Annotated in this window: 29 protein-coding genes; 17 read left to right on the top strand and 12 right to left on the bottom strand. The window is 48.8% G+C overall.

What is annotated here, in order from left to right:
- The first annotated feature begins 107 nt into the window (after positions 1–107).
- Positions 108–1,652, top strand: a complete 1,545-nt coding sequence (locus tag AOG36_RS05505; RefSeq protein WP_015107125.1) for a flagellin B — start codon at positions 108–110, stop codon at positions 1,650–1,652.
- Positions 1,653–1,657: 5 nt separating this feature from the next.
- Positions 1,658–3,571, top strand: a complete 1,914-nt coding sequence (locus AOG36_RS05500; protein WP_053825656.1) for a motility associated factor glycosyltransferase family protein — start codon at positions 1,658–1,660, stop codon at positions 3,569–3,571.
- Here the strand turns inward: AOG36_RS05500 and rseP are convergent.
- The 12 genes from rseP to secG are packed head-to-tail and all read right to left on the bottom strand — an operon-like array spanning position 3,534 to position 13,826.
- A complete protein-coding gene (rseP, locus tag AOG36_RS05495) occupies positions 3,534–4,559 on the bottom strand; it encodes an RIP metalloprotease RseP (protein ID WP_015107127.1) in 1,026 nt (341 codons plus the stop codon). The two genes, AOG36_RS05500 and rseP, sit on opposite strands and share 38 nt — an antisense overlap.
- Positions 4,546–5,115, bottom strand: coding sequence for a CDP-diacylglycerol--glycerol-3-phosphate 3-phosphatidyltransferase (gene pgsA / locus AOG36_RS05490; protein ID WP_015107128.1), 570 nt, complete (start codon positions 5,113–5,115; stop codon positions 4,546–4,548). Before pgsA ends, rseP begins: the two co-directional genes overlap by 14 nt.
- Positions 5,112–5,723, bottom strand: coding sequence for a hypothetical protein (locus tag AOG36_RS05485; protein ID WP_015107129.1), 612 nt, complete (start codon positions 5,721–5,723; stop codon positions 5,112–5,114). The genes pgsA and AOG36_RS05485 overlap by 4 nt, the downstream gene beginning before the upstream one ends.
- Before the next feature lie 6 nt (positions 5,724–5,729).
- Positions 5,730–6,500 carry an enoyl-ACP reductase gene (locus tag AOG36_RS05480; RefSeq protein WP_053825723.1) on the bottom strand — a complete coding sequence of 257 codons (771 nt, stop codon included), beginning with the start codon at positions 6,498–6,500 and terminating at the stop codon, positions 5,730–5,732.
- Between the two features lie 2 nt (positions 6,501–6,502).
- Positions 6,503–7,381, bottom strand: a complete 879-nt coding sequence (gene dapA / locus AOG36_RS05475) for a 4-hydroxy-tetrahydrodipicolinate synthase (protein WP_053825655.1) — start codon at positions 7,379–7,381, stop codon at positions 6,503–6,505.
- A gap of 3 nt (positions 7,382–7,384) precedes the next feature.
- A complete protein-coding gene (locus AOG36_RS05470) occupies positions 7,385–8,719 on the bottom strand; it encodes a M16 family metallopeptidase (protein WP_015107132.1) in 1,335 nt (444 codons plus the stop codon).
- Positions 8,716–9,741, bottom strand: a complete 1,026-nt coding sequence (pyrD, locus tag AOG36_RS05465) for a dihydroorotate dehydrogenase (quinone) (protein ID WP_015107133.1) — start codon at positions 9,739–9,741, stop codon at positions 8,716–8,718. Before pyrD ends, AOG36_RS05470 begins: the two co-directional genes overlap by 4 nt.
- Positions 9,731–11,740: a polyphosphate kinase 1 gene (gene ppk1, locus AOG36_RS05460; protein ID WP_015107134.1), complete on the bottom strand. Its 2,010-nt coding sequence runs from the start codon at positions 11,738–11,740 to the stop codon at positions 9,731–9,733. Before ppk1 ends, pyrD begins: the two co-directional genes overlap by 11 nt.
- 42 nt (positions 11,741–11,782) lie before the next feature.
- Positions 11,783–12,196, bottom strand: coding sequence for an RDD family protein (locus AOG36_RS05455; protein ID WP_015107135.1), 414 nt, complete (start codon positions 12,194–12,196; stop codon positions 11,783–11,785).
- 5 nt (positions 12,197–12,201) lie between these two features.
- Complete coding sequence (gene pyrE, locus AOG36_RS05450; RefSeq protein ID WP_053825654.1) at positions 12,202–12,801, bottom strand: orotate phosphoribosyltransferase; 600 nt, start codon at positions 12,799–12,801, stop codon at positions 12,202–12,204.
- Between the two features lies 1 nt (position 12,802).
- Complete coding sequence (frr, locus tag AOG36_RS05445; protein ID WP_015107137.1) at positions 12,803–13,360, bottom strand: ribosome recycling factor; 558 nt, start codon at positions 13,358–13,360, stop codon at positions 12,803–12,805.
- Positions 13,350–13,826, bottom strand: coding sequence for a preprotein translocase subunit SecG (gene secG / locus AOG36_RS05440; protein WP_082333479.1), 477 nt, complete (start codon positions 13,824–13,826; stop codon positions 13,350–13,352). Before secG ends, frr begins: the two co-directional genes overlap by 11 nt.
- A gap of 84 nt (positions 13,827–13,910) precedes the next feature.
- Between secG and AOG36_RS05435 the strand changes: the two genes are divergently transcribed.
- From AOG36_RS05435 to AOG36_RS05365, 15 genes are all read left to right on the top strand, one after another.
- Positions 13,911–14,609, top strand: coding sequence for a methyltransferase domain-containing protein (locus AOG36_RS05435; protein ID WP_015107139.1), 699 nt, complete (start codon positions 13,911–13,913; stop codon positions 14,607–14,609).
- Entirely contained in the window at positions 14,606–15,586 is a 981-nt protein-coding gene (gene trpS, locus AOG36_RS05430; RefSeq protein ID WP_053825653.1) for a tryptophan--tRNA ligase, read from the top strand. Before AOG36_RS05435 ends, trpS begins: the two co-directional genes overlap by 4 nt.
- Positions 15,583–17,367 (top strand): extracellular solute-binding protein, encoded by a 1,785-nt coding sequence (locus AOG36_RS05425; protein WP_202903437.1) that lies wholly within the window; start codon positions 15,583–15,585, stop codon positions 17,365–17,367. Before trpS ends, AOG36_RS05425 begins: the two co-directional genes overlap by 4 nt.
- Positions 17,367–18,431 carry a microcin C ABC transporter permease YejB gene (locus AOG36_RS05420; RefSeq protein WP_015107142.1) on the top strand — a complete coding sequence of 355 codons (1,065 nt, stop codon included), beginning with the start codon at positions 17,367–17,369 and terminating at the stop codon, positions 18,429–18,431. The genes AOG36_RS05425 and AOG36_RS05420 overlap by 1 nt, the downstream gene beginning before the upstream one ends.
- Positions 18,431–19,396 (top strand): phosphoribosylformylglycinamidine cyclo-ligase, encoded by a 966-nt coding sequence (gene purM / locus AOG36_RS05415; protein ID WP_015107143.1) that lies wholly within the window; start codon positions 18,431–18,433, stop codon positions 19,394–19,396. The genes AOG36_RS05420 and purM overlap by 1 nt, the downstream gene beginning before the upstream one ends.
- Before the next feature lie 2 nt (positions 19,397–19,398).
- Positions 19,399–19,971, top strand: coding sequence for an SH3 domain-containing protein (locus tag AOG36_RS05410; protein WP_015107144.1), 573 nt, complete (start codon positions 19,399–19,401; stop codon positions 19,969–19,971).
- A complete protein-coding gene (locus AOG36_RS05405) occupies positions 19,971–20,762 on the top strand; it encodes a shikimate dehydrogenase (protein WP_015107145.1) in 792 nt (263 codons plus the stop codon). Before AOG36_RS05410 ends, AOG36_RS05405 begins: the two co-directional genes overlap by 1 nt.
- The gene (locus AOG36_RS05400) at positions 20,759–21,832 is read left to right on the top strand and encodes a DNA methyltransferase family protein (RefSeq protein ID WP_015107146.1); all 1,074 of its coding nucleotides are present in this window, start codon (positions 20,759–20,761) and stop codon (positions 21,830–21,832) included. The genes AOG36_RS05405 and AOG36_RS05400 overlap by 4 nt, the downstream gene beginning before the upstream one ends.
- An 18-nt stretch (positions 21,833–21,850) precedes the next feature.
- Positions 21,851–22,441 (top strand): R.Pab1 family restriction endonuclease, encoded by a 591-nt coding sequence (locus AOG36_RS05395; RefSeq protein ID WP_015107147.1) that lies wholly within the window; start codon positions 21,851–21,853, stop codon positions 22,439–22,441.
- Between the two features lie 20 nt (positions 22,442–22,461).
- Positions 22,462–23,406, top strand: coding sequence for a DNA polymerase III subunit delta (gene holA / locus AOG36_RS05390; RefSeq protein ID WP_015107148.1), 945 nt, complete (start codon positions 22,462–22,464; stop codon positions 23,404–23,406).
- 62 nt (positions 23,407–23,468) lie between these two features.
- Positions 23,469–23,891 carry a 30S ribosomal protein S6 gene (gene rpsF, locus AOG36_RS05385; protein ID WP_015107149.1) on the top strand — a complete coding sequence of 141 codons (423 nt, stop codon included), beginning with the start codon at positions 23,469–23,471 and terminating at the stop codon, positions 23,889–23,891.
- On the top strand, positions 23,884–24,366 hold the full coding sequence (gene ssb / locus AOG36_RS05380; RefSeq protein ID WP_015107150.1) for a single-stranded DNA-binding protein: 483 nt from the start codon (positions 23,884–23,886) through the stop codon (positions 24,364–24,366). Before rpsF ends, ssb begins: the two co-directional genes overlap by 8 nt.
- 19 nt (positions 24,367–24,385) lie before the next feature.
- Positions 24,386–24,643, top strand: coding sequence for a 30S ribosomal protein S18 (rpsR, locus tag AOG36_RS05375; protein ID WP_015107151.1), 258 nt, complete (start codon positions 24,386–24,388; stop codon positions 24,641–24,643).
- Between the two features lie 23 nt (positions 24,644–24,666).
- Positions 24,667–25,251, top strand: coding sequence for a hypothetical protein (locus AOG36_RS05370; protein ID WP_015107152.1), 585 nt, complete (start codon positions 24,667–24,669; stop codon positions 25,249–25,251).
- Between the two features lie 56 nt (positions 25,252–25,307).
- On the top strand, positions 25,308–25,823 hold the full coding sequence (locus tag AOG36_RS05365; protein WP_015107153.1) for an LPP20 family lipoprotein: 516 nt from the start codon (positions 25,308–25,310) through the stop codon (positions 25,821–25,823).
- Positions 25,824–25,826: the final 3 nt, after the last annotated feature.

Here is a 25,826-nt window from a genome sequence, read left to right as displayed (position 1 = left end):
CACATTATAAAACATTTTTAAGTGGTTTATTGCTTAAAATCCGCGTTTCAAAAAGTGGAACGGCCCTTGCTTAGCTGTTGCCATAACAATTAGCAAAGGATGCAAAGATGAGTTTTCGGATCAACACTAATGTCGCGGCTTTAAACGCACACACCATCGGGGTGCGTAACAACAGAGACCTAGCTAGCTCTTTAGAGAAGTTGAGCTCTGGGCTACGCATCAACAAAGCAGCAGACGACGCTTCAGGGATGGCGATTGCCGATAGTTTGCGCAGCCAAAGCGCGAGTTTGGGCCAAGCCATCAAAAATGCAAACGATGCAATCGGGATCGTCCAAACCGCCGATAAGGCGATGGATGAGCAGATTAAAATCCTAGACACGGTCAAAACTAAGGCCGTGCAAGCCGCTCAAGATGGGCAGACCACAGAAACTAGAAAGGCACTGCAAAGCGACATTTTGCGGCTCTTAGAGGAGTTGGACAACATCGCCAACACCACCAGTTTTAACGGGCAACAACTCTTGGCAGGCAGTTTTTCCAATAAAGAGTTTCAAATTGGGGCCTATTCCAACACCACTATCAAAGCCTCCATCGGACCCACAGGATCAGATAAAATCGGGCATGTGCGCTTTGAAACCTCGGCAATGGATCGCGATGGCATGGAAGTGAGCGCAGGGGCGCATAACCTGCAAGAAGTTACACTAAATTTTAAACAAGCCAATGGTGTGAATGACTTTAAATTAGAATCGGTTAAGATTTCAACAAGTGCAGGCACGGGGCTGGGGGCGTTGGTGGAGGTCATCAACAAGAACTCCAACACCCTGGGCGTACGCGCCACAGCCACGGTCATCGGTACAGGGGGCGAGCCGGTGCAATCGGGCACCATTAGGGGGCTCACTATCAATGGAGTGTTGATCGGCAACATTAACGATGTTAAACGCAACGACCGCGATGGGCGGCTTGTCAATGCGATCAACTCGGTCAAAGAGCGCACAGGCGTGGAGGCCTACACCGACATCACCGGGCGCATCAATTTAAAATCCATGGATGGGCGCGCTATCGCTGTGCACGCCGTGAGTGCCTCTGCCCATGTCTTTGGGGGTGGGAACTTTGTGGGCATTTCAGGCAATGCACACGCCATCGTGGGGCGCTTGACCTTGATCAAACAAGATGCTAGGGACATTGCCATCAGCGGGATCAACTACAGCCATATTGGACTGCACTCCGCACAGGGCATCGCCGAGTACACCGTGAATCTGCGGGCTGTGCGAGGGGTCTTTGATGCCAATGTCGCCAGTGCAAGCGGAGGCAACGCAAACGCTGCCCAAGCTAAATTAAACTTTAAGGGCATTGGAGCGGGTGTTACAAGTCTGCGGGGGGCTATGGTGGTGATGGACATGGCTGAGAGTGCACGCACTCAGTTGGATAAAATCCGCTCAGACTTGGGTTCAGTGCAAATGGAGTTGGTAACGACCATCAACAATATTTCCGTAACCCAAGTGAATGTCAAAGCCGCCGAATCGCAAATCAGAGATGTGGACTTTGCCGAAGAAAGCGCCAGCTTCTCCAAATACAATATCTTGGCGCAATCAGGCAGTTTTGCGATGGCCCAGGCCAATGCCGTGCAACAAAATGTCCTACGGCTCTTGCAATAGTGGGCATGCCATCGCTGTATGAGCGCAACCTAGAGGTTCTTAAGCTAAAAGATCCCCTTTTAGCCCAGTGCCTTTCAAGGGTGCAAGGCAACAGTAGATATGAAGTCTTCATGCAACAAGATGACTTCAACATCATCGACACCGACACCAACACCCCAATTTTTGAGTACAAACCCCTAGAGCAAAATCTACAAAAATTTAAAGACCTAAGCTCTTATGCTTATACCCCCTATTTATACTTTTATGGCGCAGGCAATGGCGTTTTGTTTAGACTATTGCTTGCTTACGAGCAGATTAAACGGATTGTCATCATTGAGCCTGAGATTGAGATTTTATTCATCATCTTTAATCTTCTAGACTTTGCCGAAGAGATCAAAACTGACCGCTTGATCTTTCTCTTGCAAAGTTCATGTTCTTACCAAATGCTCGCTTCCTTGTTTAATATGGATAAAAAAGCATGCTTATATGCTAAAGTCTTTGAGTTGCACATCACCTACCCCTACTACGAGCACTATTTAGAAGACATCCAGCGCATTAATTCAGACTTCACCAAAGCCTTAGAAAATGCTGCTATTGGGGTGGGTAATGACGCTAAAGACGCGATCATTGGAATTAAGCACCATGTCGCCAATTTGCCCTTCGTGCTCAAAAGCCCCACCTTGCTAGATTTGCTCTCTGCCCTAAAGCGGCGCAACGCCACACACAACACGGCGATCATCGTCTCCACCGGACCCAGTCTAAACAAACAACTCCCTCTTTTAAAGGAAATCGCGGCCTTTGCAACACTCTTTTGTATAGACGCGTCTTTTCCCATTTTAGCCGCAGCAGGCATCAAGCCTGATTTGGTCTTTTCGCTAGAACGTGTGGAGGCGACCGCCAAGTTTTACACCGACACGCCCCAAGAAGCCCAAGAGGGCGTGATCTTTGCCCTCACCTCCATTGTGCATCCAACACTCCACCAAGCCATCAGCAAGGGCGTTAAGCAATTTAGCCTGCGTCCCTTTGGCTACACCAGTTTATTTGGCCTACACGAATATGGCTACTTGGGCATTGGCATGAGCGCAGCAAACATGGCCTATGAGCTGGTGGTACATGCACGCTTTGCCCGTTGCATTTTCATCGGGCAGGATTTGAGCTTTGGAGCTAATGGGCATAGCCACGCAGATGGAGCGTTGTATGGGGCAGATGAGATCGCGCCCAAAAAGACGGGCTCTAAGGTCTTCACGCCCGCTTATGGGGGGCGGGGTGTCGTGGAAACCACAAGAATATGGAAACTCTTTTTAGACTTCTTTGAAAAGGACATTTACCACACCCCCTACAAGTTAGAGATCATCAACGCCACAGAGGGGGGGGCACGCATCCAAGGGACGCTAGAATTGCCCTTTAAAGAGGCGGCAGATAGAGTGCGGGCTGATTGCAATCTTGTGCCTAAATCTCCTTTAAAGCTCACACCCCCAAGCCCTGGGCTGAGTGCCCAAAAATTAAAAGAAGTCCACGAAACATGTTTGGATATTTTAGACTACTCCAAGCGGTGCAAGGAGCGCATTGAAGAGTTGTTTTTAGAAGTCGCCCCCTTTTTAGAGCATGTAGAGGAGCTAAACGCCAAGGGTGATTTGGAGAGCCTTAATTTAGACAAGCTAGAGGAGCTCAGCCAAAAAATCAACGACATTAAAGCCCTATTTGATGAACCCGAGTTCAACTACTGCTTCAACGATGCGATCCAATCCTATATTTTCCACCAAGAATTAGACATTGCTAAAATTGTGGTCAGACCCACGCCCACTAAAGAGGAGTTGCAAGCCAAGCAATTAGATTGGATTTACGCCCATAAGTACTGGCTCTTTAGTTTAGCGGGGGGGATTAGTTGCGTGATGGAGGTGATTAAGCAGGCTTTGCAAACATGGCCGCCAAATCATTAAACAGCCCAAGCCCCAAGAGTGCTAATAAAAAAGCAAGGCCCAGGGTGTTTAAGACCTGTATTTGTTTGGCAGAAAAGCTGTGCTTTACCAGCCTTTCTATCCACAACAACACTAATTGCCCGCCATCTAGTAGCGGGATAGGTAGCAAATTTAAAAGCCCCAAACTGATGGAAATGAAACCCACACTCAAGAGCCACATTTCTAAGCCGCTTTGGTGTGCTAAAAACCCCACAATGCCGACCACCGAGCTGACATTTGACAAGGGCACGATGCCCTCTATGAGCTTTAAAAGCCCTTGACAGGTGAGGGCAATTAAATGGGCGCATTGTGTGAAGGCGTGCTTTAAGGCCTGTAAGAGGGTGTAGTGGAAATAAAAAGTCTCGTCTTGGGGTTTAATGCCCAGCACTTTAATTTTGGTGGGTTGGTTGAATGCGTCTTTGGCGGGCATTTCTTTGAGCGTTAGGGCTAGGCTCAAGGTCTGCTCTCCCCTTTTTAGCCTTAGCACCACCTCTAAATTGGGGGCGTTTTTCACCGCCTTTTGTAGGTCCTCAAAGCTTTGAATGGGTGTGTCGTTTAAGGCTAAAATACGATCGCCTACTTTTAACACATTGGCAGCGGGCATGTTTGGCATGACTTGCCCAACTATAGACTCTAGGCGTTCTTGGGGCATGAGGGCTAAGGCGGTGTAGAGCAAAAAGGCGAGTAAGAAATTAAAGAGCGGGCCGCCTAGCAAGATGAGGCTTTTTTGCCAAAGGGGCTTAGAGAGATACCCATCTTTGCCCTCTTGTTGCAGACTCACATATCCGCCCAGCGGGATTAAAGAGAGGGCGTATTCGGTATTTTGATAGGTTTTTTTAAACAGCTTTGTAGCAAAGCCAAGAGAGAACACCTCCACGCGCACCCCAAAAGCCCGCGCCGCAAGAAAATGCCCAAACTCGTGAAAAAGCACCACAAAGCCCAACGCCAACAGGGCTTCAAATGTTCCCATTTTGCACCATTTTATAATACTTCAGGGTGTAATCTAAGCCCGAATACAAAGTCGCAAACACTGCCAATGCCATTAAATAATCCCCAAAAGCCACTCCGCCTAAATGCAGGTTTAAGAGCAACACGATGATGGCGCACATTTGCAAAAAGGTTTTATACTTGCCCCATTGGCTCACGGCGATGTGTTGCCCGTGGCTAGACACCGACACCCTAAGCCCGGCGATAAAAAACTCCCGCCCCAAGATCACAAACACCATCCACGCGTTGATGCGCCCCAAAGCCAAGAGCCCCAAAAACGCCGCAAGGATGAGGATTTTATCGGCGAGCGGGTCAAAGATTTCGCCAAAGAGGGTTTTAAGCTGATAGTTGCGGGCGATGTAGCCGTCTAAGAAGTCGGTGCAACCTGCAAAGGCGAACACGCATGCGCTGGTATAGTTTAGTCCTGTGGGCGAGATTTTAAACCACTGGCTGGCGTGCAAAATCAAAAAGAGTAGGCATACAGAGAGCAGAATGCGTAAAACCGTTAAGGTGTTGGGGATTTGTTTTATCCATTTCATGGGGTGTTGATGTGCTTGAGTCTAAAGAAACCCGTAAAAATCATGCCCCACCCCACAAGCATGCCCACCAAGAACAGAAAACTAAAGAGGATCAAAGCCCCCCGCCCGATCCCCAAAATGAAGAGCAGGAGAGTTAAACAAAAACCTAAGAGCAAAATGCCCTGTCTAAAGTAGTTGTCCTCAGTAACACGGCTGAGCTCATAAAAGAGCTTATAAGAGTAGTAAGCGTAGAGAAAGAAGGTGATGATTTTGAAGTTAAAGATTTGGGTGATGCTCGCCTTTGGCATGGCAAGCAAGAGAAACAAAGAGAGCAGGGCATCCACAATGTAGGGGAAGGCGACACAGCGGAAAATCAATAAATTGCGCCCCACTTTGGCGAGCTTGTAATAGCCAAAAATTTGGCACACAAACATGCCAAGCCATAAGAGAAAATAAAACCCTACAGCGCTAGGGCTTAGGGTTTTAAAATCGGGGGCACCGCCCTTTTGCAACAAGGTCATCGCCCCAAAGGCGGTCAGTCCCAAGAGCAAGACTAAAAGGACATTGGCGGACAAAATGGCTTTGCGTGCCACCTGCAATTCAGCATTTTTGTGCAAATAAATAGTCATTAGACTTCATTTAAAGGTGGTGCCCCCATCCACCACGATGGTTTGCCCGGTGAGCCACGCGCTTTGCTCAGGGTCGCATAAGAAATACACCGCCCCGGCTAGGTCGGTGGGATTGCCCATGCGTTTTAAAGGGGATTGTTCTTCCACTTTAGCTTTGATCTCGGCGTAGTCGGGAAAGGCTTTAAGCGCATCTGTGTCGATGGGCCCGCCACTCACGGCATTCACCCGAATGCCAAATTCGCCCAAATCCACCGCGGCGTATTTCACCATGGTTTCCACGGCATTTTTGGAGTTGCCATGCCCGGCGTAGTTTGGCATATAGACTAAATTGCCTGTAGAGCTTAAGGACACGATCGCCCCCCCGCCCACAAGCTTCATGCGTTTGGCCGCTTCTTGGGCCCCCACCACGAAGGCTAAAACCGTGGCGGTGTAGATGTTATTAAGCCCCTTGGGTTTTAAGCGCATAAAGGGGGCAAAGCCGCCCACCACAGAGCGCCCGTAGATGATCGCGTTAGATACGAAGCAATCCACCCGCTCAAAGTCGGCATCGATTTGTTTAAATAGCTCAATGTATTGTTCGGGTTCTAAGATGTCTAGGCGGTAGTACTTGGCTTTCACATGGCAATTGGCCTCTAAGTCGGCGACGATTTTGGCGGCTTCTTCCTCGTTCTTGTTGTAGGTGAAAGCCACATTGACCCCATTTTGGGCGAATCGGTACAAAATGGCCTTGCCAATGCCCCGTGTCGCTCCGCTGATGACTAAAGTCTTGCCCTGCATACTCATTTCAATACCTCATATTTCTCTAAGATCGTTTCTAAAAAGCGCATGTGCTCACGGCTCGGGGACACTAGGGGCAGGCGATAGATCAAATGCTCTAGCAAGCCTGCCATATGCATGCATGCTTTGATGGGGATGGGGTTGCTCTCGCAAAAGAGAGCCTTGTTGATTTCATACAGCCCGTTGTGGATTTGTTGCGCGGCAACAAAGTCGCCCTTTAAATTGGCCTGCACCATGCGCGCGATCTTGTCTGGGAGCAAGTTGCCCGTAACCGAGATCACGCCCAGCCCTCCACTTGCCATGATGATGTGGTTGAGTTTGTCCTCTCCGCTGTAAATCTGCATATCGGGGGCGAAGTGGGCGAAATCCACCAGCCGCCCCGCTTGTCCGGAGGCTTCTTTAATGCCGACAATGTTAGGCACTTCGTTAAAGAGTTTCACGGCTGTTTCTGTGGCAATTTGCGTGCCCGTGCGGCTGGGGACATCGTATAGGATTAAAGGAATTTCTACAGAGTTGGCGATCGCCTTGTAGTGCTCGAATAGGCCTTGTTGGGTTGGGCGGTTGTAATAGGGGCTCACGCAAAGAAGTGCATTTGCACCCGCTTTTTGGGCGAACTTGGCGAGCATGATCGACTCGCTTGTCGCGTTGCTGCCCACACCCGCCAAGACTTTCGCACCCTTAGGCCTACACACCTCTAGGGCGATTTCAATGCAGCGCATGTGCTCTTCATGGCTTAAAGTCGCCGACTCACCAGTCGTGCCTGCGGGCACACAAGCGTCCATGCCGTGCCGAATCTGCCTTTCAATTAAAGCAGCGTAGGCATTTTCATCCACGCTCAAATCGAGCTTAAAGGGGGTGATTAATGCGCTTAGAGCGTGCATGGCTTAGGGCTTTAGTGTTACAACGCTGTAGGCTTCGTCCCTAAAATACTCATTTGCCACCCGCACTATGTCTTTCACCTCCAGGGCTTCAAACTCCTCCTCATAGCGGGCAATATCCTCAATCCTGTCTTGGGTCAAATACTCAGCAAACATTTCAGCAACATCTGAGGAATCCTCTAACCCTGCAATGAAGTCCACGCGGTTGTTGATCTTTACCTTATCTAGTTGCTGTTGGGTCACTCCGCCATGCTTAATGTTGTCTAAAATCGCTAGGATTTCCTTTTTGATTTGGGCGGCCTCTACATTCTGGTTTGCCCCCGCAATGAATAAAAACACGCTCTCGTCCTTGAGTTCCATGTTTTGGGCGAAGACTTGGGAGGCTAAGCGTTTTTGATCCACTAAGGTTTTACGCAACAAACTGCTATCGCCTTCGGCCAACAGCTTAGCAAGGGCATTTAAGGCGACTTGGTCCTTATGGGCGAAAGGGGGGACTTTCCACCCAATAGCCAGCCACTCTAAGGACAAATCTTTTTTGTGGATCACGGTTTCTCTCAGCCCGTTTTGGATCGGCTCTTGCATATACACTTCGGGGATGGGGTTGTTGTTTTTATTGGGGATATTGGCAAAATGCTTTTTGGCCTGTTCAAAGACCTTCTTAGGGTCAATGTCGCCCACGACTAATAAAATGGCATTACTGGGTTGGTAGTAGGTGTCGTGGAACTCCCTAATGTCATCGATCGTCCAGTGCTGTATGTCTTGCATAAAGCCAATGGGAGTCCAATGGTAAGGGTGATACACAAAGGCGGTGTTGAAAAAGCGGAAATATAAATAACCTAGTGGGGAGTTGTCCGTGCGCCATAGTCTTTCTTCTGCCACCACTTGGCGCTCGGGCAGAAACTCGTCCTCTTTGAGTTGCAAAGAGCCCAACATTTCGGCAAACAAGTCTAAAGATTTGTCTAAATTTGCATTGCTTGCCTTGATAAAATAGCGGGTGCTGTCAAAGCTTGTAGAGGCGTTGCTGACCCCTCCAAAGCTTTTTACAACGGTGTCAAATTCGCCATCTTTTAAGTGTTTGGTGCTTTTAAAACTCATGTGCTCGAGCATGTGGGCGATCCCGCTCTTACCCATACGCTCGTTTCTTGAGCCGACCTTATAGAGCAAATCCACCTCAATCACCCCGCTTTTATTCGCTAAAGGTACAGCAACCACCTGCAATCCATTCTCTAAAGTAGTGCTTTCATAGTGGGGCAAATATGTGCGCACATCCAGCTTGTTCATTGCTTGCATAAAACCACCTAGTGTTAAAATTAAAACAAGAAAACGACCCGCGCGTTTCATCTTTTTCGTCCAATCCCAACAGCCTCATGGATTGAGCTCAACCCATCTTGTTGGAGCAATTTTACTATATCTTGGTTTATTTGTCTACAGATTGAAGGGCCTTGGTAAATAAAAGCGGTGAATATTTGCACGAAATGCGCTCCCATTTTGATCCGCTCATAGGCTTCTTGTCCATTGCTAATCCCCCCCACTGCCACCAAAATGACCTTACCAAAAAACGCCTCTGCCACCTCTGCAAACACCGCTTTCGCCTTATCATGCAACACCCGCCCGCTAAGCCCGCCCCTTGTGCGCGCCCCGGGCAATAAAGAATAATCGATCGTGGTGTTGGTGGCAATAAGCCCCCTTGCCCCCGCCTTAATCGCCCGCTCACACACCGCCAAGAGCGCATCTGTGGGCATGTCAGGGGCGACCTTCAAAAACAAGGGCTTGTGGGTGCGCTCAAGTGCCATAGAAAACAATTCGCTCACAAAGTCCTCATTTTGCAAGTCCCTTAAATTCGGGGTGTTGGGCGAGGAGAGATTAAAGACATAATAATCCCCCACGCCAAGGCTTGCCTCTAACGCCTTTTCATAATCGCTTAGAGCCTCAGCTAGGGGCGTGTCCTTGTTTTTGCCCAAATTCACCCCGATAAGACAGGGCAGGGGGGGTAAATTCTCTAGCCTTTGGACGGCTTTTTTAATCCCTGCATTGTTAAAGCCCATGCTGTTTTGTAGGCTTTGCTTGTCAATGTAGCGGAAAACTCTAGGCTTGGGATTGCCCGGCTGCGCTTTGGATGTGAGCGTGCCCACCTCTATTGCGCCAAAGCCCAAATGGCTAAGCCCTACGACCATCGTGGCGTTTTTATCAAAGCCCGCAGCCAGCCCGATCGGATTAGGCAGGCTTAAGCCCAAAATCTCTTGGGCTAGGGCGGGGTTTGGCAGCCTAAAGCCGTGGGGCAACTTGCCCCAAATTTTTAAACCACATTCCACGAGGGCGTGCGCCCTCTCAGCTTCTAAGGCAAATAACCACTTAGGTGTCATCAGCCGCGCTCACAATCTTTTCATACAGCAGTTGGGCATTTAGAGGGGGCTTTGTGGAGCTTAGGCGCACATACTCGCCGCTAGCCTGCAGGGCGTAGGTTTGGGCGTTGTCTTTGAGTTGCAAATGCAAGATATGCAACATTTTGCGCTGGATCGCCTTAGAAGTGGCAGGGATTAAGAGCTCCACGCGCTTTTGTAAATTGCGTGGCATCATGTCCGCACTGGAAAAATACAGCTTGTGCGTGTCGTGGGCAAAGTAATAAATGCGGGCGTGCTCTAAATATTTACCCACAATGGAGAAAACCCGAATGTTTTCACTCACCCCTTTAACCTGTGGGCGCAAACAACAAATCCCCCTAACTAATAAATCAATCCTTACCCCCGCCTGCGAGGCTTTGTATAAGCAATCGATGATGTCCTTATCCACAAGCGCGTTCGCCTTAAAAATGATCCGCCCCTTGCGCTTCAAGCCCATTTCATGGGTGATTAAAGAGAGGATTTTGTTTTTAATTTGTTTGGGGGCCATGTAAAGCGTGCTTAAATGCGTCTTAGCACTCACGCCCGTGCCTAGCGAGTGGAAGAGCTTTAGGGTGTCGTGCGCGATTTTAGGGTTGGCACTAAGCAGGCTCAAATCCGTATAGACTTTCGCCGAAAGCGTGTTGTAATTGCCCGTGCTGACATGGACATATTCTTTTAAGGCATCACCCACTTGGCGCACCACTAATGCCACCTTGGCATGCACCTTTAAATTAGACACCCCATAGATCACATGCGCACCGGCATTTTCTAGAGCCCTTGCCCAATGCAGGTTATTTTCCTCATCAAAGCGGGCTTTAAGCTCCACGAGCACGCTCACCTGCTTGTAGGGTGCAGCCTCTGTGAGGGCTTTAACGATGGGCGACTCTTTACCCACTCTGTATAAAGTCATGCGGATAGACACGACATCCTTATCTTCAGCGGCGTTTTGGATAAAATGCACGATGGGATCAAAGCTCTCATAGGGGTGGAACAATAAAATGTCTTGTTGATCGAGCAGCTCAAAGAACGCCCGGCTGTCTAAAAAGTCAATGCCGCTTAAGGGGGGCAGAATCTTAGGCACGAACACGGGGGCTTTTAAATGGGTGTAGCCTTTGAACCCCACCAACTCCCACAAGCGCCCCAAGTCCAGCAAAATGCGACTAGGGTATAAAGTAACGCCGGGCATTTGGGTGCTTAAAATTTGGCGCAAATGCACGCTCCCCCCACCCACCTCCAAGCGCACCGCCTCCCCCCGATCTCTCGTCCTTAGTCCCTCGCTGATGCGATCCACCAAGTCATGCCCCTCATCTTCAATGATCTCCATGTCGGCATCGCAAGTGATTCGAAACACCATGCTCTCTAAAATCGTGTAGCCCTCAAAGAGCAAGGGGGCACATTTTTGCACGATCTCCTCCACCGCCACAAACACGCCCGTGTCGATCTGCACAAAGCGTTTAAGCAAAGAGGGGATTTTCACCGCTCCATAGACGATCTCTCCGTCCTTGCGCTCCAACTCAAAGACAAGCCCAAAGCTCAAGTTACGCACAAAGGGGAAGGGGCGGTTGAGGTCGAGTAAGGTCGGCACAACGATGGGGTATAGGTGTTTGTGGAAATAGGCTTGCAATTTAGAGTGGTATTTGACCGGTAGGCTTGCCACACTTTTAAGGCTTAGGCCATGCTTATTTAAAGACTCTTTTAAACCCAAAAACTGCTTTTGCACGATTTTTTGTTCAGCAGCGGCGTAGGCGTGTATGCGCTCAAGCTGTTCTCTTGGGCTTAAATCATCTAAGCTTGTGGTGGTCATGTTGTTGTCGGCTAGGTGCTTTAGCCCAGCCACGCGGATCATATAAAACTCGTCTAAATTCGTCCCATAAATGGCTAGGAATTTCAAACGCTCCAACAAGGGTAGGCGGGTGTCGCAGGCTTGGTCTAAAACCCGCGTGTTGAAGCGCAGCCACGAAAGTTCTCGGTTAAAATACACTTTTTATCTCCACACCTAAAGGGCGCATTGTAGCCAAAAGAATTAAACCTTCTGCATGGCGGTGTTGCACAACGCATCGTGCAAGAGCCGCATATTGGGGCGCATTAAGGGCAAGAGCAGACCTATGAGCGTGCTCGCCACCGCAAGCCACACAAAAAAGCGCAGCAATGCACGCAAAAAGCCCACCTTATTTTGTGTTTTTGTGCAGACTAATTTAAGCCCAACATAGCGCAGCCCCGGGGTCTGTCCGCTCACACACAAGAACAAGCTAGAGAGCACGCCAAAGCCCGCTACGCACGCAAACACCGCCATTTGATTTTCTCTAAACGCTTGAGCCGAGCCTAAAATAACATAGGTAACAAAATACAAAAGAGGGGTGTAGAGCATGAACATGTCCGTAACAAAGGCTTTCAGTCTGTCTAGCCCATGTAAGGCTTTGAAGTTTTGCGCACACACGCCTTTTAATTGCCCCGGCTGCCCGGCTTGATGGCTTGGCTAAGTGCGCACAGCGGGCAGTTATCAGGGGGGTACATGTCAAAGTGAAAATCTGCTAAAGCAAAGAAGGGCAGGGCTGGCAACTTGCACGCCTCCTTATGCGCGGGGTTTAAACCCCTTTTACAAATGCCCCGATTGGCTAGGCTGGCAAAGGCCACCACCTGCGCGCCTAAATTTTCCACACACGCGGCCGCCTCCACAGCTGAACCGCCCGTGGTGATAATGTCTTCACAGATCAAAATTCTCTCGCCCTTTTGCACGCTAAAGCCCCGCCTTAAAGCCATCGCCCCTTGCACCCTTTCGGTGAAGATAAAGCGCACGCCAAGAGCCCTTGCCAACTCATAACCAGCTAAAATCCCCCCCAAGGCGGGCGAGCAAATGGTGGCAATTTCTAAGTGAGCTTTTTGGATTTCTTTAGCGAGCACTTCGGCTAACTTGGCGGCAATTTGGGGGTCTTCAAGGACTTTAGCTGATTGTAAATAAAAACTAGAGTGGTTACCACTAGAGAGCAGAAAATGTCCCTCTAAGAGCGCGCCGCAATCGGTGTAGATTTTGCGAATATCCATGTTAAACCTTCAGGACTTCTTCTTCTTTGGCCTTGGTGTGCTCGTCTATTTTTGTGATAAAGTCATCGGTGTATTTTTGCACCTCAGCTAGTGCCCGTTTGTTTTCATCCTCGCTGATCGCCTTGTCTTTCTCTAGCTTTTTAATTTGGTTGTTCGCGTCTTGGCGGACATTGCGGATCGCCACCTTCGCCTTTTCGCCCATTGCCCGCGCGTCTTTAGCGATCTCTTTGCGCTGCTCCATGGTCATAGGCGGGAAGAAGAGTTTGACATTTTCGCCGTCATTGCTGGGATTAACCCCAATATTGGCCTCTTGCAGTGCCCGCTCAATTTCTTTTAAAAGCCCCCTCTCCCACGGGGTAATGGTAATCGTAGAAGCATCTGTGGCGATCACGGAGGCGACTTGGTTTAAGGGTGTGGGGGTGTTGTAATACTCCACACGGACATGATCGACCAAACTAATAGAGACCCGCCCACTCCTCAAGGTCGTGAAGTCCTTGCTTAATGCCTGCAAACTCTTTTGCATTTGCTCCTTGGTGTGCTTGTAAATGTCATTTAACATGGCTGTCCTTTTTGTCTTGTTTGGTTTCTTGGGTTTCTTTCTTGCTTTCTGTATGTGTCTTGTGCTCGGGCAAGGGAATGGCATTGTGCTTTTCGTGCTTGTAGGGTACGGCTAGGGGGTGCTTCTCGGTTTTAGGCAAGAGTAGGGGGTTACTTAAAGGGTTGTTTTGCGTGGGGTTTTTAGGCACAAGGGGCACGAGCGGGGTGGCCTTGGGTGCGCTGTCGATCAGGCTAATGTTGTACTCTTTATTGTAGAGGTAGCCTAGGGCGATGGTGTTTGCTAAGAACAAGAAGCCCAGCACCATAGTCGCCTTAGCCATGAAACTTGCCGGGCCCTTTGCCCCAAAGAGCGACTCGTTGCTCCCGCTATACGCGCCTAGCCCAATACTTGAGCTTTTTTGCAACAACACCACAATGACAATCAACACAGCCAGCACAATCTGCAAGACCAAGAACAGACTACTCAACACACGCTCCAAAGTGCAAGGATTAAATGGCGATTTTAGCAAAATTTTATTAAAATTAGGGCTTTTAGCAAAGGGGGCTAGAGCGTGCGCCACTCTTTTGACAAGAGAGCCAAGACTTACGCAGAGTTTTCAAGCGTGCAAGAGGACATTGTCCAACGCCTGCTTGCCCCGCTAGCGCGCGGGTGCTATGAACGGGTTCTAGACTTGGGCTGTGGGAGCGGGCATGTGCTTAAGGCCTTGCCGGCTTTGGGGCTCAAGGTAGGCGTATTTGTGGGGCTAGATATTTCTAAACAAATGCTCTGCTTGCACCCCACCTCTAGCCCCAATGCGCGGAGTGTGCGCCTAGAGTGGGGCGACTTTGAGAAATTAGAGTTTGCCCCAAGCGATTTAGCCATCGGCGCGTCTTCCTTGCAGTGGGCGCAGGATTTAGCCAAGGTGTGTGGCCGTTTGGCGCAAAGTTGCCAGCAGGTGGCTTTAGCCATCCATACCGCTGCCAGTTTGCGCGAGTTGCATGCCTTTTTAAACACCCGCTCGCCTTTAAGGGGGGCTAAAGAGGTGTGTAGCATTTTAGAGCAAAGTTTTAAGGGGTTTAGGCAAAACATGTGGGTTGAAACATTTAAACAAGAGTTTAACGATAGAGAGAGTTTTTTACAACAACTCAAAGGGAGCGGACTACTTGGGGGCGGGGCTTTGCCCTTTAGCAAGGCAAAAGCGTTAAAACACCACGCCCCCTACAGCACCCTAAGCTATGAAGCCATTTTCTTTATCGGGGAGCTTGTATGAAGGCTAGAGTTTTTTCAGGCATCCAGCCCACCGGGGGGGTGCACTTGGGCAACTATCTAGGGGCGATCAAGCAATGGGTGCAGGCGCAAGACAACTATGAGAATATTTTTTGTATTGTCAATTCTCATGCGATCACGATTCCCAAAGACCCTAAAGAGTTGCACCGGCAGAGCCTAGAAATGGCAACGCTGTTATTAGCCTGTGGGATCGACCCGCAAAAATCCAGCCTCTTTATCCAAAGCCAAATAGACGAGCACGGGGCGTTGGCGTGGCTGTTAAACTGTGTGGCGAGCATGGGCGAGCTTAATCGCATGACCCAGTTTAAAGACAAGAGCGCGAAACAAGGGCAGGTGAGTGCGGGGCTGTTTGCCTACCCTGTGTTAATGGCAGCCGACATTTTGCTTTACCAAACCAACGCCGTGCCCGTGGGCGAAGACCAAAAGCAACATTTAGAACTGGCACGCAATTTAGCCCAAAGGTTCAACCGCGACTTTGGCAAGTGCTTTGTGGTGCCTGAGCCTTTAATTGCCACCAGTGGGGCTAGGGTGATGGGGCTAGATGATCCCAGCATAAAAATGAGTAAATCGCATAAAGCCCCCTTACACGCGCTCTTCTTGCTGGATACGCCCGAGTTAATCGCCAAGAAAATCAAAAAAGCCACCACCGACTCGCTAGGCGTTGTTGCCTTTGACCCCGCCCGCCCCGGGCTCTTTAATTTACTTGGCATTTATGAGAATTTAAGCGGGCAAAGCCCGGAGCAAATCGAAAATGAATTTCAAGACAAGGGTTACGGGCATTTTAAAACGGCTTTAATCGAGCTTTTAGTTACCACGCTAAAACCCATACAAGAGAATTACCAACGCCTGCACGCCAACCCGGATTATGTTACACAGGTGTTAAATGAGGGGTGTGCGCGCGTGCGTCCCCTAGCGCAGGCGACCTATGCCAAAGCTAAAGAGCTGATGGGCTTGGTGTGAAACTTTTAGCGTGGGTGCTGTGCGGGGTGTGGCTAAATGCCGCGCCCTTTATCGCGTTGGGCGAAAAAGCCAAATACCAGCACAACTTCACACATTTTAACTATGCCAACCCCAATGCCCCTAAAGGGGGACTGCTCAAAAACTACGCGCTAGGCACTTTTGATAGCCTCAATCCCTTTTTACTTAAAGGTACGAAAGCCAGCGGGTTAGAGCTAGTGTATGACACGCTTTTAGCCCAAAGTTTGGATGAGCCTTACGCCGAATACGCTTTAATTGCCAACGATATAGAAGTGGCTAAGGACAATTCTTATGTGATTTTTGGGATCGATAAACGGGCGCGCTTTAGCGATGGCGTGCCGATTTTAGCCAGCGATGTAAAATTCAGCTTTGACATTCTCATGCAAAAGGGTAGCCCCGTTTTCAAGCAATATTACAGCGACATTAAGGACGCTGTGGTGCTAGACAAATGGCATGTCAAATTCACCTTTAAAAACACCCATAACCGCGAATTGCCTTTAATCTTAGGGCAATTACAAGTTTTGCCTAAGCACTTCTTTGACACCCACGACTTTAACAACCCCCTTTTAGTGCCCGTTTCTAGTGGCCCTTATACCATTCAATCCTTTGCCATAGGCAAACAAATCACCTATGAGCGCAACAAAAACTATTGGGCACAGGATTTACCCGTGCAAAAGGGCTCGTACAACTTTGATTTGGTGCGTTTTGACTACTACAAGGACGATTCGGTTGCCCTGCAAGCTTTTTTAAGTGGGGCTTACGACTGGCGTTTTGAGAGCACGGCGAAGGTGTGGGCGCGGGGGTATGTGGGTAAGGGTATCAAGAGTGGGCGTATCCATAAGGTGCTTTTAAAGCACGCCCTACCCGCTGGCATGCAGGGCTTTTTTATGAACACCAGAAGAGAGCTTTTTAAAGACATACGGGTAAGAGAAGCCCTCTTTTACGCTTTTGACTTTGAATGGGCAAATCAAAATCTCTTCTTCTCACAATACAAACGCACCAAGAGTTATTTTAGTAATTCGGTGTTTGCCTCTAGGGGTTTGCCTAGCGGGCAGGAATTGCAAGATTTAGAGAAGTTTAAGCCTGAATTAGAAAAATACAACCCGCGCATTTTCACCACACCCTACCTCGTGCCCCGCACAGATGGGGCGGTTAAACTCGGGCAAAATCGGCGCGAAAATCTCAAACACGCCCAAGCCCTTTTAAAGCAAGCCGGCTATGTCGTTGAAGATAACCAGCTTCTTAACGCCAAAACCCATAAGCCTTTTGTTTTTACGATGTTGCTTAACAACGAAGCCTTTGAGCGCTTAGCCCTAGCTTATGCCAAGAATTTAAAGGTGTTGGGGATCACTATGCAAATCCAAAGGGTGGATTTGAGTCAATACATGGGGCGGGTGAAGAAGTTTGAGTATGACATGGTGGTGGGCAGCATTGGGCAATCCTTATTTCCGGGCAATGAGCAGCGCTACTTTTGGGGCAGCAAGAGCGCGACACAGCCGGGCAGCCAAAACTATGCGGGCATTGCCAACCCCGCCATTGACGGCTTGATCGACTTGGTGATTAAGGCTAAAGATCGCCCTGGCCAAATTGCCGCCGTGCGTGCCCTAGATCGCGTACTCTTATGGGGCTTTTATGTGATCCCCCACTTCCATGCCCCCTTTTGGCGTGTCGCTTATTGGGACAAGATCGCCATGCTCAAAAACCCCCCCTATGGCTTTTCGCCCTATTTGTGGTGGGATAAAAACCTAGAAAGAAAGCCCTAATGCTCTTTTACACCCTAAAACGGCTCTTGCTTTTAATCCCCACCCTCTTTGGAATCATCACTTTAAATTTTTTCATTATCCAAAGCGCGCCGGGCGGGCCTGTGGAACAAATGATGGCAAAGCTCACCAACGCGACCAACCAAGAAAGCAAAACCCTGAGCCTCAAAGAAGCGCAATTGAGTGAAAGCCGTTACAAGGGGGCGCAGGGTATGGATAGCGCGCTTTACAAAGAGCTGACTAAACTCTATGGCTTTGACAAACCCCTTTGGCAACGCTATGTCCTCATGCTCAAAAAATACCTATGCTTTGACTTCGGGCAGAGTTTTTACCGCCAAATCAGCGTGGTGGATTTGATTAAAGAAAAACTGCCCGTATCGATCTCTCTAGGCTTTTTTAGCACGCTTTTAATCTACCTCATCTCTATCCCGCTTGGCATTCTCAAGGCGCGGCACAACAATTCGGGCTTTGACATTACTAGCAGTGTGGCGGTGGTGGTGGCAAATGCCATCCCCTCCTTTATCTTTGCGCTTTTATTGATCGTTCTCTTTGCTTCAGGCACTTACTGGCATATTTTCCCCCTAAAGGGGTTGGTGAGCGACAATTTTGAAGCCCTAAGCACCTTTGGCAAGATCAAGGACTATCTATGGCACATTGCCCTGCCCGTGCTGTGCATGAGCATCGGGGGCTTTGCCAGCTTGACCCTGCTTGTGAAAAATTCTTTTCTAGATGAAATGGGTAAATTGTATTTAATCACCGCGCGGGCAAAGGGAGCTGGGGAGAACCGCATTTTTTACGGGCATGTCTTTAGAAACGCCATGCTCTTAGTCATTGCGGGTTTTCCCAGCGCGTTTTTGGGGGTGTTTTTCAGTGGGAGTTTGTTGATTGAGATCATTTTTAGTCTAGACGGGCTAGGACTGCTTAGCTTTGACAGCTTGATTAATAGAGATTACCCCGTGGTCTTTGGCTCGCTGTATATCTTCACCTTGCTAGGGCTGCTCGTCAATCTCATCAGCGACTTGACCTATGCCCTTGTCGATCCGCGCATTGACTTTGAAAGGCGTTGATGGTTAGGACTTACCAGCAAAGCGGGGTGGATTTAGACAGGGCACAAGCCCTAATCCAAGCCATTGCCCCTTTAGCCAGCCAAACCTACAACGAGGGCGTGTTGCAGGGCGTGGGCGGGTTTTTTGGCGCATATGCCATGCCTGTGGACTATCAAGAACCGGTGCTGATCTCTTGTACCGATGGCGTGGGGACAAAGTTAAAACTGGCTAAAGAGGCGCACCAGCTGCATAACCTAGGGCTAGACTTGGTGGCGATGAATGTCAATGATTTACTTTGCGCCTTTGCTAAACCTCTGTTTTTCTTGGATTACTTTGCCACAAGCAAGCTAGAGAGCGCGCAAACTTTAGCCTTGATTAAGGGCATGGCAAAGGGGTGCAAAGAGTCGGGCTGTGCGCTCATTGGCGGGGAGAGCGCGCAAATGCCAGGGGTGTATCAAGCGGGGGAGTTTGATTTGGCGGGCTTTTGCGTAGGCGTGGCGGAGAAAAGCGACTTAAACAAGAAAGAGCGCATGCAAGCGGGGGATATTTTAGTGGGCTTTAAAAGCAGTGGCCTGCATAGCAATGGCTTTTCTTTAGTAAGAGAAATTTTAAAAAGCAAGCCCAAGAGCGCGCCCAGCTTAGACACCCTGCTAACCCCCACAAGGCTTTACACCTCCCTACTTGCTCTTAAAGACAAAATCCACGCCCTAGCCCATATCACCGGGGGCGGGCTTAGGGGCAATTTAACGCGCATTTTGCCCGCCCATCTTAGCGCATATATTGAGCTTAAAGCCCTGCCCCGCCTGCCCGTTTTTGACTGGCTCTTAGAGCATTTGGACTTTGTGGAGTGCTTAAGGGTGTTTAACATGGGCGTGGGGATGGTGGCGGTGGCTGCTCGCGAGAACTTAGGGGCTTTAGAAAGGGCGGGGGGGTTTTATGTGGGCGCGCTTGAAAGCGGGGCGCAAGAAATCACATTTGTGGAGTGAATATGGCATTGAAATTTTTTAAACTCTATGGATACGGCTTTGTGGTGGTGTTGTTGTGTTTGGGTGTGTATGTGGGGGCGTTTATTGTTGAGGTGAAACACAAAAGTACCGAGCAGGCACAAATAGAGCCCCAAAAAGCACAAGAGCAAGAGAAAAACACAGAGCAAGCTAAAGAAGCCCAAAAAGCTCTAGCCCCTATAAAGGGCGTAGAGAGCAAAGAAGAGGTAGTTCCCAAAAGCGAAACACGAGCCCTAGAGAACAAAGAGGCAAGCAAAGAAGTTAAAGAAACCAAAGCCACAGAAAACAAAGAGGTGCAAGAAACCCCCGTCAAAGAGGCGCAAAAGCCCGCAGAGCAGAGCACTAAGGAGCAATCCACATCAGGCCAAGAGCCCCCCTACACGCTCTATCAAGTTGGGGTGAGTGCCATCAATGTCCGCAGCAAGCCCAGCACCCACGCCCCCGTGGTGGCAAAAATCCTAAGAGGACAAGAGGTGCGCGTGTTGAAAGTTAAAGAGGGCTGGGGGCGAGTGGAAAAAGGCTGGGTGTATTTGCCCCTGCTTAAAAAGGAGCCTTAATGCGCCCTTATGCCGTCTTTGGCAACCCCATCGCCCATTCCAAATCCCCCTTGTTGCATAACGCCGTTTTTAGGCGTTATGAAAAAGAATTGGGCTTTAAGGGGGAGTATCGTGCCCTTTTACTAGAAAAACCCGGCATGTTGAAGCAACGCTTTTTAGAGCTGGGTTTATATGGGGCGAACATCACCACGCCTTTTAAGGAAGAGGCATTTGCTTTAAGCGATAAGGTGGAGGGGCTGGCACAAGAGATTAAAGCCGTGAATACTTGGGTGCTAAGAGAGGGGCAAATTGTGGGTTACAACACCGACATAGAGGGCTTTTTAGCCCCCCTAGAGGGGCTTGACATTTCTAGGGCTTTGATCTTAGGGGCTGGGGGGAGCGCGCGGGCTGTGCTGTGCGCCTTAAAATCAAGGGGCATCGAGGTCGTGGTGTGCAATAGAAGTGGCGAAAAACTCGCCTATTTTCAAGCCCAAAATGTCCCCAGCTTTTTAAGCCAAGATTGCCCCCTAGACGCTTACGATTTAATCATCAACACCACCACCGCAGGGCTACAAGAGCCAAATTTGCCATGCGACAAAAACAAGCTCACAGCCCTGTTTCAACAAGCCAACTATGCCTACGATCTCATTTACCACAACACCCCCTTTTTAAGCCTAGCTAGAGAGTGCCGCTTAAAGACCTTTGATGGCAAGGCCATGCTCATCGCCCAAGCGGTGCTCAGTTTCGCCCAGTTTGCCCCCCATTTAAACAGCTCCTTAGTGCAAGCAACCATGCAAGAAGTGCTAAATTGAGCCACCTAAGCCCCCTTGAAAAGATCAATCTCGGCAGTTTCTACACCCCCCCTTTCTTGGTGCAAAGGGCGTTTTCTTTACTGAGTGCCCATTTAGAGCCTAAAGAATATTGCCTCCTAGATAGCGCTTGTGGGGCGGGGGCGTTTCTTTCTCAAGGGGGGTTTAAAAAGGTGGTGGGCGTGGATAGGGATTTAATGGCTTTGAAGCAAGCTAAAACCCATGCCCCCACCGCCCATTTAATCCATGCAAACGCCTTAAAGGGGTGTAGCCGTGCAAGTTTGAGACTAATAGAGAGCGATAAACTCGCCATTGTGGGTAACCCCCCCTACAACGACACCACTTCACAGGTGCGCCAACGCCTAAAAAACGCCCCCATAGACACAGACCCCCTTCTAAAGGCAAGGGATTTGGGTTTGAGCTTTTTGCGCTCTTATGACTTACTCAGGGCGGACTTTGTCTGTGTCTTGCACCCCTTGTCCTATCTCATCAAAAGGGCAAACTTCCAAGCCTTAAAAAACTTCAGGCAAAATTACCGCCTACTAGATGCCCTCGTTCTTAGCTCTAAAATCTTCTGCCCCAAATCAATCGCTCCCTTCCCCATTATCTTGGCACTTTATCAAAGGGACAAACAGGGCATGGATTTTGAGTTTATCGCTAACTTCACTTTCAACACCCTAGAGGGCAAGCGTTTTAAACTTAAAAGTTTAGAGCCCATCACCCCCCACATAGACAAATACCCCAATGCTAAAAAGGTCAAAGAAGCTCAAGCATTTTTTTACCCCCTAAGAGACATCAACGCTCTATCGCGCTCAAAAACCTTTATGGCCACACAAAAGGCGCACAGCGTACTGGTGAGTCCGCAAAAATACAGCCTGTATTGCTACATTGACATTTTTAAAACCCAAATCCCCCACATCCCTTACTACCTAAGAAATTGCGACATTTTCTTTAACCTTGAGGGCTTTAAAGCCCTAGAGAGCGAGTTTGTCCAAGCAAGCCAAAGCAAGCACATCAGCCCCAAAATCAAGGCTTATTTTAAAGACTTGCTAGGGGAGCATTATGAGGATTGACAAGGACAAAACAGAACTTTGCGTAAAACAGATAAAGAAAAGTTAAGTCTAAGCACCTTGCCCACAACAGAATTTATAGGAGCAAATGGCAAAGCAAAAGCCCTTTATGAGTTGAGCGAGTTTCTTTATTATTTTGTGCAATGGGGACTGATTAGCCCAATAGAGATTAAGGCTTTAAAAGATTCCTTGCAAAACATGCCTAACAATGTGTTTTTGAGCGCACAACCTGACTTGCAAATTGTGCGTAACCGCTCCAAATCTAAGAAAATTTTAGACTTAACCTTTCAACATCTAATGGTGCAATATCCACTCTTGGTATATTCTTTTGATTCTTTAGGTATCTTGGTGGAGATTGTGATCAGAGAAAAGCAAAGGGCAATGGGGGTACAACCCATGCTCTATGTCTGCATCCCCATTACACATTTAAACACACCAACCCCACTTTTGGGGAGAAGGGCGGGATTAAAAGAGTGTGGCAGCTTTATTTTAAGGGCAAAACACAAAGATTTTTTATTAGAACTCTTTAAAATTTTTGCCATCCTAAGCCCCAACCACCACCACGACATTCTGCAAATTTTGGAAGTGATAATATGTACCAAAAAGACCTAGAAAACTATTTAAGGACCCGGGTGCCTAGGGCGGTATTGCTCTATGGGGAGTGGGAGTTTTATATGGAGCATTACGGGCGTAAAATCGCCAATCTCTACCCACAAGCCCAGATCAACCGGGCGTATTTTAGCGAATTTGATTTACAAGAAACTCTAGAGTGGCTCGGGCAATCCAGCTTATTCGCACAGGGCAATGTCGCGTGGCTTAAACTGGATAAGAAGCTCAGTGCCAAAGACATCCAAAAACTCTTAGACGCTTTGGCTAAAAACCCCCAAAACGCCCTCATCATTGAGTTTTACCGCGCCAAGAGCCAAAGCGAATACGCCCAAGATTTTAGGCAATTTAGCGCAAATTTCAAGCATTCAGGGCTCCAAGACGCGGTGCTAGAAGTGCGCTTTTTCACCCCCCCTTATGCCACGCTTTTAGAGTTAGCACAAGAGAAAATCCACGCATTGCAACTAAAAATCAGCCAAGAGGCACTGCATCTGCTCTTAGAGGGGCATCAGTTTGATTTACGCTTGGTGTATAGGGATTTAGAAAAATTAGCCCTGCTCGGGTCAGACATCGGTCCAAAAGAGGTGCAGGACTTGGTACAGGGCATGGGGGTGGTGGAGGTGAGCGGGTTTATCAACGCCTTGTTTGCCAAAAGGGGGGTGTTGGAGCTGTGGGGGCGGCTGCAAAATGAGGGGGCAGATGAGGGCGAGTGGCTTAGGGCGTTGTGGCGTTACTTTTACCAGCTCTTTGGATTTTTTGCCTACAGCCAAAAGGGGCAGCCCCAAGCTAAAGAGGTTTTGGGCTACACCCCACCTCCTGCCATCATCAAGGAGCTCAAAGAGCGTTGTTTGCAGGTTGCCGACTATGCCACACTCTTTAGTTTGTTACAAAGCTGGCACAGCGCACATTTGCGGGGGCAAAGAGAGAAGAGTTGGCATTTTTTAATCAAAATACAAGATTGTATCCGCTAGAATACCAAGCCTAACCTTGCTCTTTTCGTACGGCAAAAGGGCGCAAACCAAAAGGAGAATTTTTGAAGCATTACGAAACAATGTTTATCCTCAAACCCACCTTGGTGGAAGAGGAACTAAAAAGCAAAATCGCTTTTTACCAAGAAGTGATCACCAATCAGGGGGGCGTGATTGCCAACACTTTGGACATGGGTGCGCGCCACTTGGCCTATGAGATTCAAAAGCACAAAAGGGGCTACTATTTTGTCATTTACTTTCAGGCCGAGCCTGCAGCGGTCTTAGAGTTGGAGAGGCTGTATCGGATTAACGAAGATGTGTTGCGCTTCATCATTTTGAAATACGAGAACAAAAAAGAGCAAAAAGCATGGCACACTTTGATAGATCGAGCCAGCAAGAAAATCTTACACGCTGCGCCCGAAAAGCCCCACAAAGAAGCCCCCGCTAAAGAAACCCCCACAGAGGGGCAAGAAGGTCAGGGTGTATAATAAAATCACCCTAGTCGGGCATTTTACACGAGATATAGAAGTGCGCCACTTGCCTAGTGGGTCTGTGGTGGGGAGTGGGGGGATTGCCACAAACCACACTTATAAAAAGCAAGATGGGAGCAAAGAACAAGAAACTTGTTTTGTGGACATCACCCTTTTTGGGCGCACGGCAGAGATCGCCCAACAATACCTACACAAGGGCTCTAAGGTCCTCATTGAGGGGCGTTTGAAATATGAGAGTTGGACGGACAATGCGGGCAATAAACGCAGCAAGCATGTGGTGGTGGTGGAGAATTTGGTGATGCTCGATAGCAAGTCCCAAAACGGCACTCCACAAGACTATTCTCAAGGCTATAACCAAGGGGGTTATGCGCCCCAAAACAATGTTCCCCAAGGCTACCAACACCAAAACCAAGCCAATAAGCGGGAAGAGAAAATCCCCGAGATCAATGTTGACGATGACATGCCTTTTTAAACTACATTAAAGGAAGCAAATGGAGAGAAAGAAATACTCAAAACGCTACTGCAAATATACAGAAGCCAAGATCGAGTTCATTGACTACAAGGATTTAGAGCTGTTGAAACACTCTTTATCCGAGCGCTACAAAATCATGCCCCGCCGTTTGACGGGCAACAGCAAAAAGTGGCAAGAGAGGGTGGAAGTGGCGATCAAAAGGGCACGTCACATGGCGTTGATCCCTTATGTCGTGGATCGCAAAAAAGTGGTGGACAACCCATTTAGATTGTCTTAATTTCAAACAAGGAGAAAACAATGATGTCCAAGAAGTTAGTGTTGTTAGGTTTGGCTGGGGTTTTGGCTCTAGCGGGGTGTGATAAACCCAAAGAGGAAGGCAGCAAAAAAGAGGAGAGCCATAAAGAAGCCCCCAAATCTGAGGCAACTAAACCCGCAGTGAAAAAAGAAGAGGGCAAACCCACCAGTTTGGCCAACGAAGCTCAAGAGAATGCTAAGGCGCAGGCGATCACCGATGAGGAAATCGCCCAGGTGGCTAAAAATGCCCTAGAGGAAATGCTTAAAGATCCCAATGTGCAAAAAATCAAAGGCTATAGCACCCTAGTACTTGAGGCCAAAAACAGCACCAAGGAACAAATCAGTGCCGAAAAACTCGCTCAAGCTGAGGAAGCGGTGTTAAAAGAGCAGAAAAAATTTATCGTGGTAGAGCCCCATGCGAAAGTGGCTAAACACCCCCACTTGACCCTAAACACTGAAGTCAAACCCGCTAAAGAGGGCAAGCAGAGCGTGTTGGTGTTGCACCTTGTGAGCAATAAAAGCGGGCAGGATGTGTGGAAGACTGAGTTGCCCATTACACACGCAGAACCCCACGCAAGAGCGGGGTATTAGTTTTAGGTTGCCATTTTGTGCTAGAATAGAGACTATTTTTGAAACGAGGAGTTGGCATGCGTGCTAAGCAATGGTTGTTACTAGGGAGTGTTGTGGGGGCTTTGATCATCGTGGGGTGCGGTGAGCCCAAATCAGGGGTCAGCAAAGAGAACAAAGAGTACCACAAAGAAACCAAAGGGGCGCCTAAATGGGTGGCTGGCGACATCAACCACATTAAAATCGATAAAGTGGAGTATGATGGCATTTATCTAGGGCGTGGGGAAGAAGACATCGTGGATGGCGATGTGGATTATGCCACAGACCTAGCGACCACTAAAGCCCGCTCCGCCCTAGCCAGCAACCTTAAAACCGAGCTCACCAAAGAAGTGCAAGAAGACAAGGCTAGAAGTGGCGGCTCCCTTAGCAAAAACAGCGAAAGAAAAATCGGCGAAACGGTTGATCGTGTGCTCACCGCTTCTAAAGCAGTCGCTCGCTGGGTGGGCAAAGACCGCGTTTGGGTCTTGGTCGCTCTTGATAAAGAAATCTTCTACAAAGTCCGCCAAGAATTGGGCTTAAAAGCTTACAGCAAATAGCTT

It is taken from the genome of Helicobacter heilmannii, from assembly GCF_001283065.1.
In the GTDB taxonomy this organism is placed as follows: Bacteria; Campylobacterota; Campylobacteria; order Campylobacterales; family Helicobacteraceae; genus Helicobacter; species Helicobacter heilmannii.
Note: the sequence above shows the minus strand (reverse complement) of the source record. Positions and strands in the feature narration are given on the sequence as shown.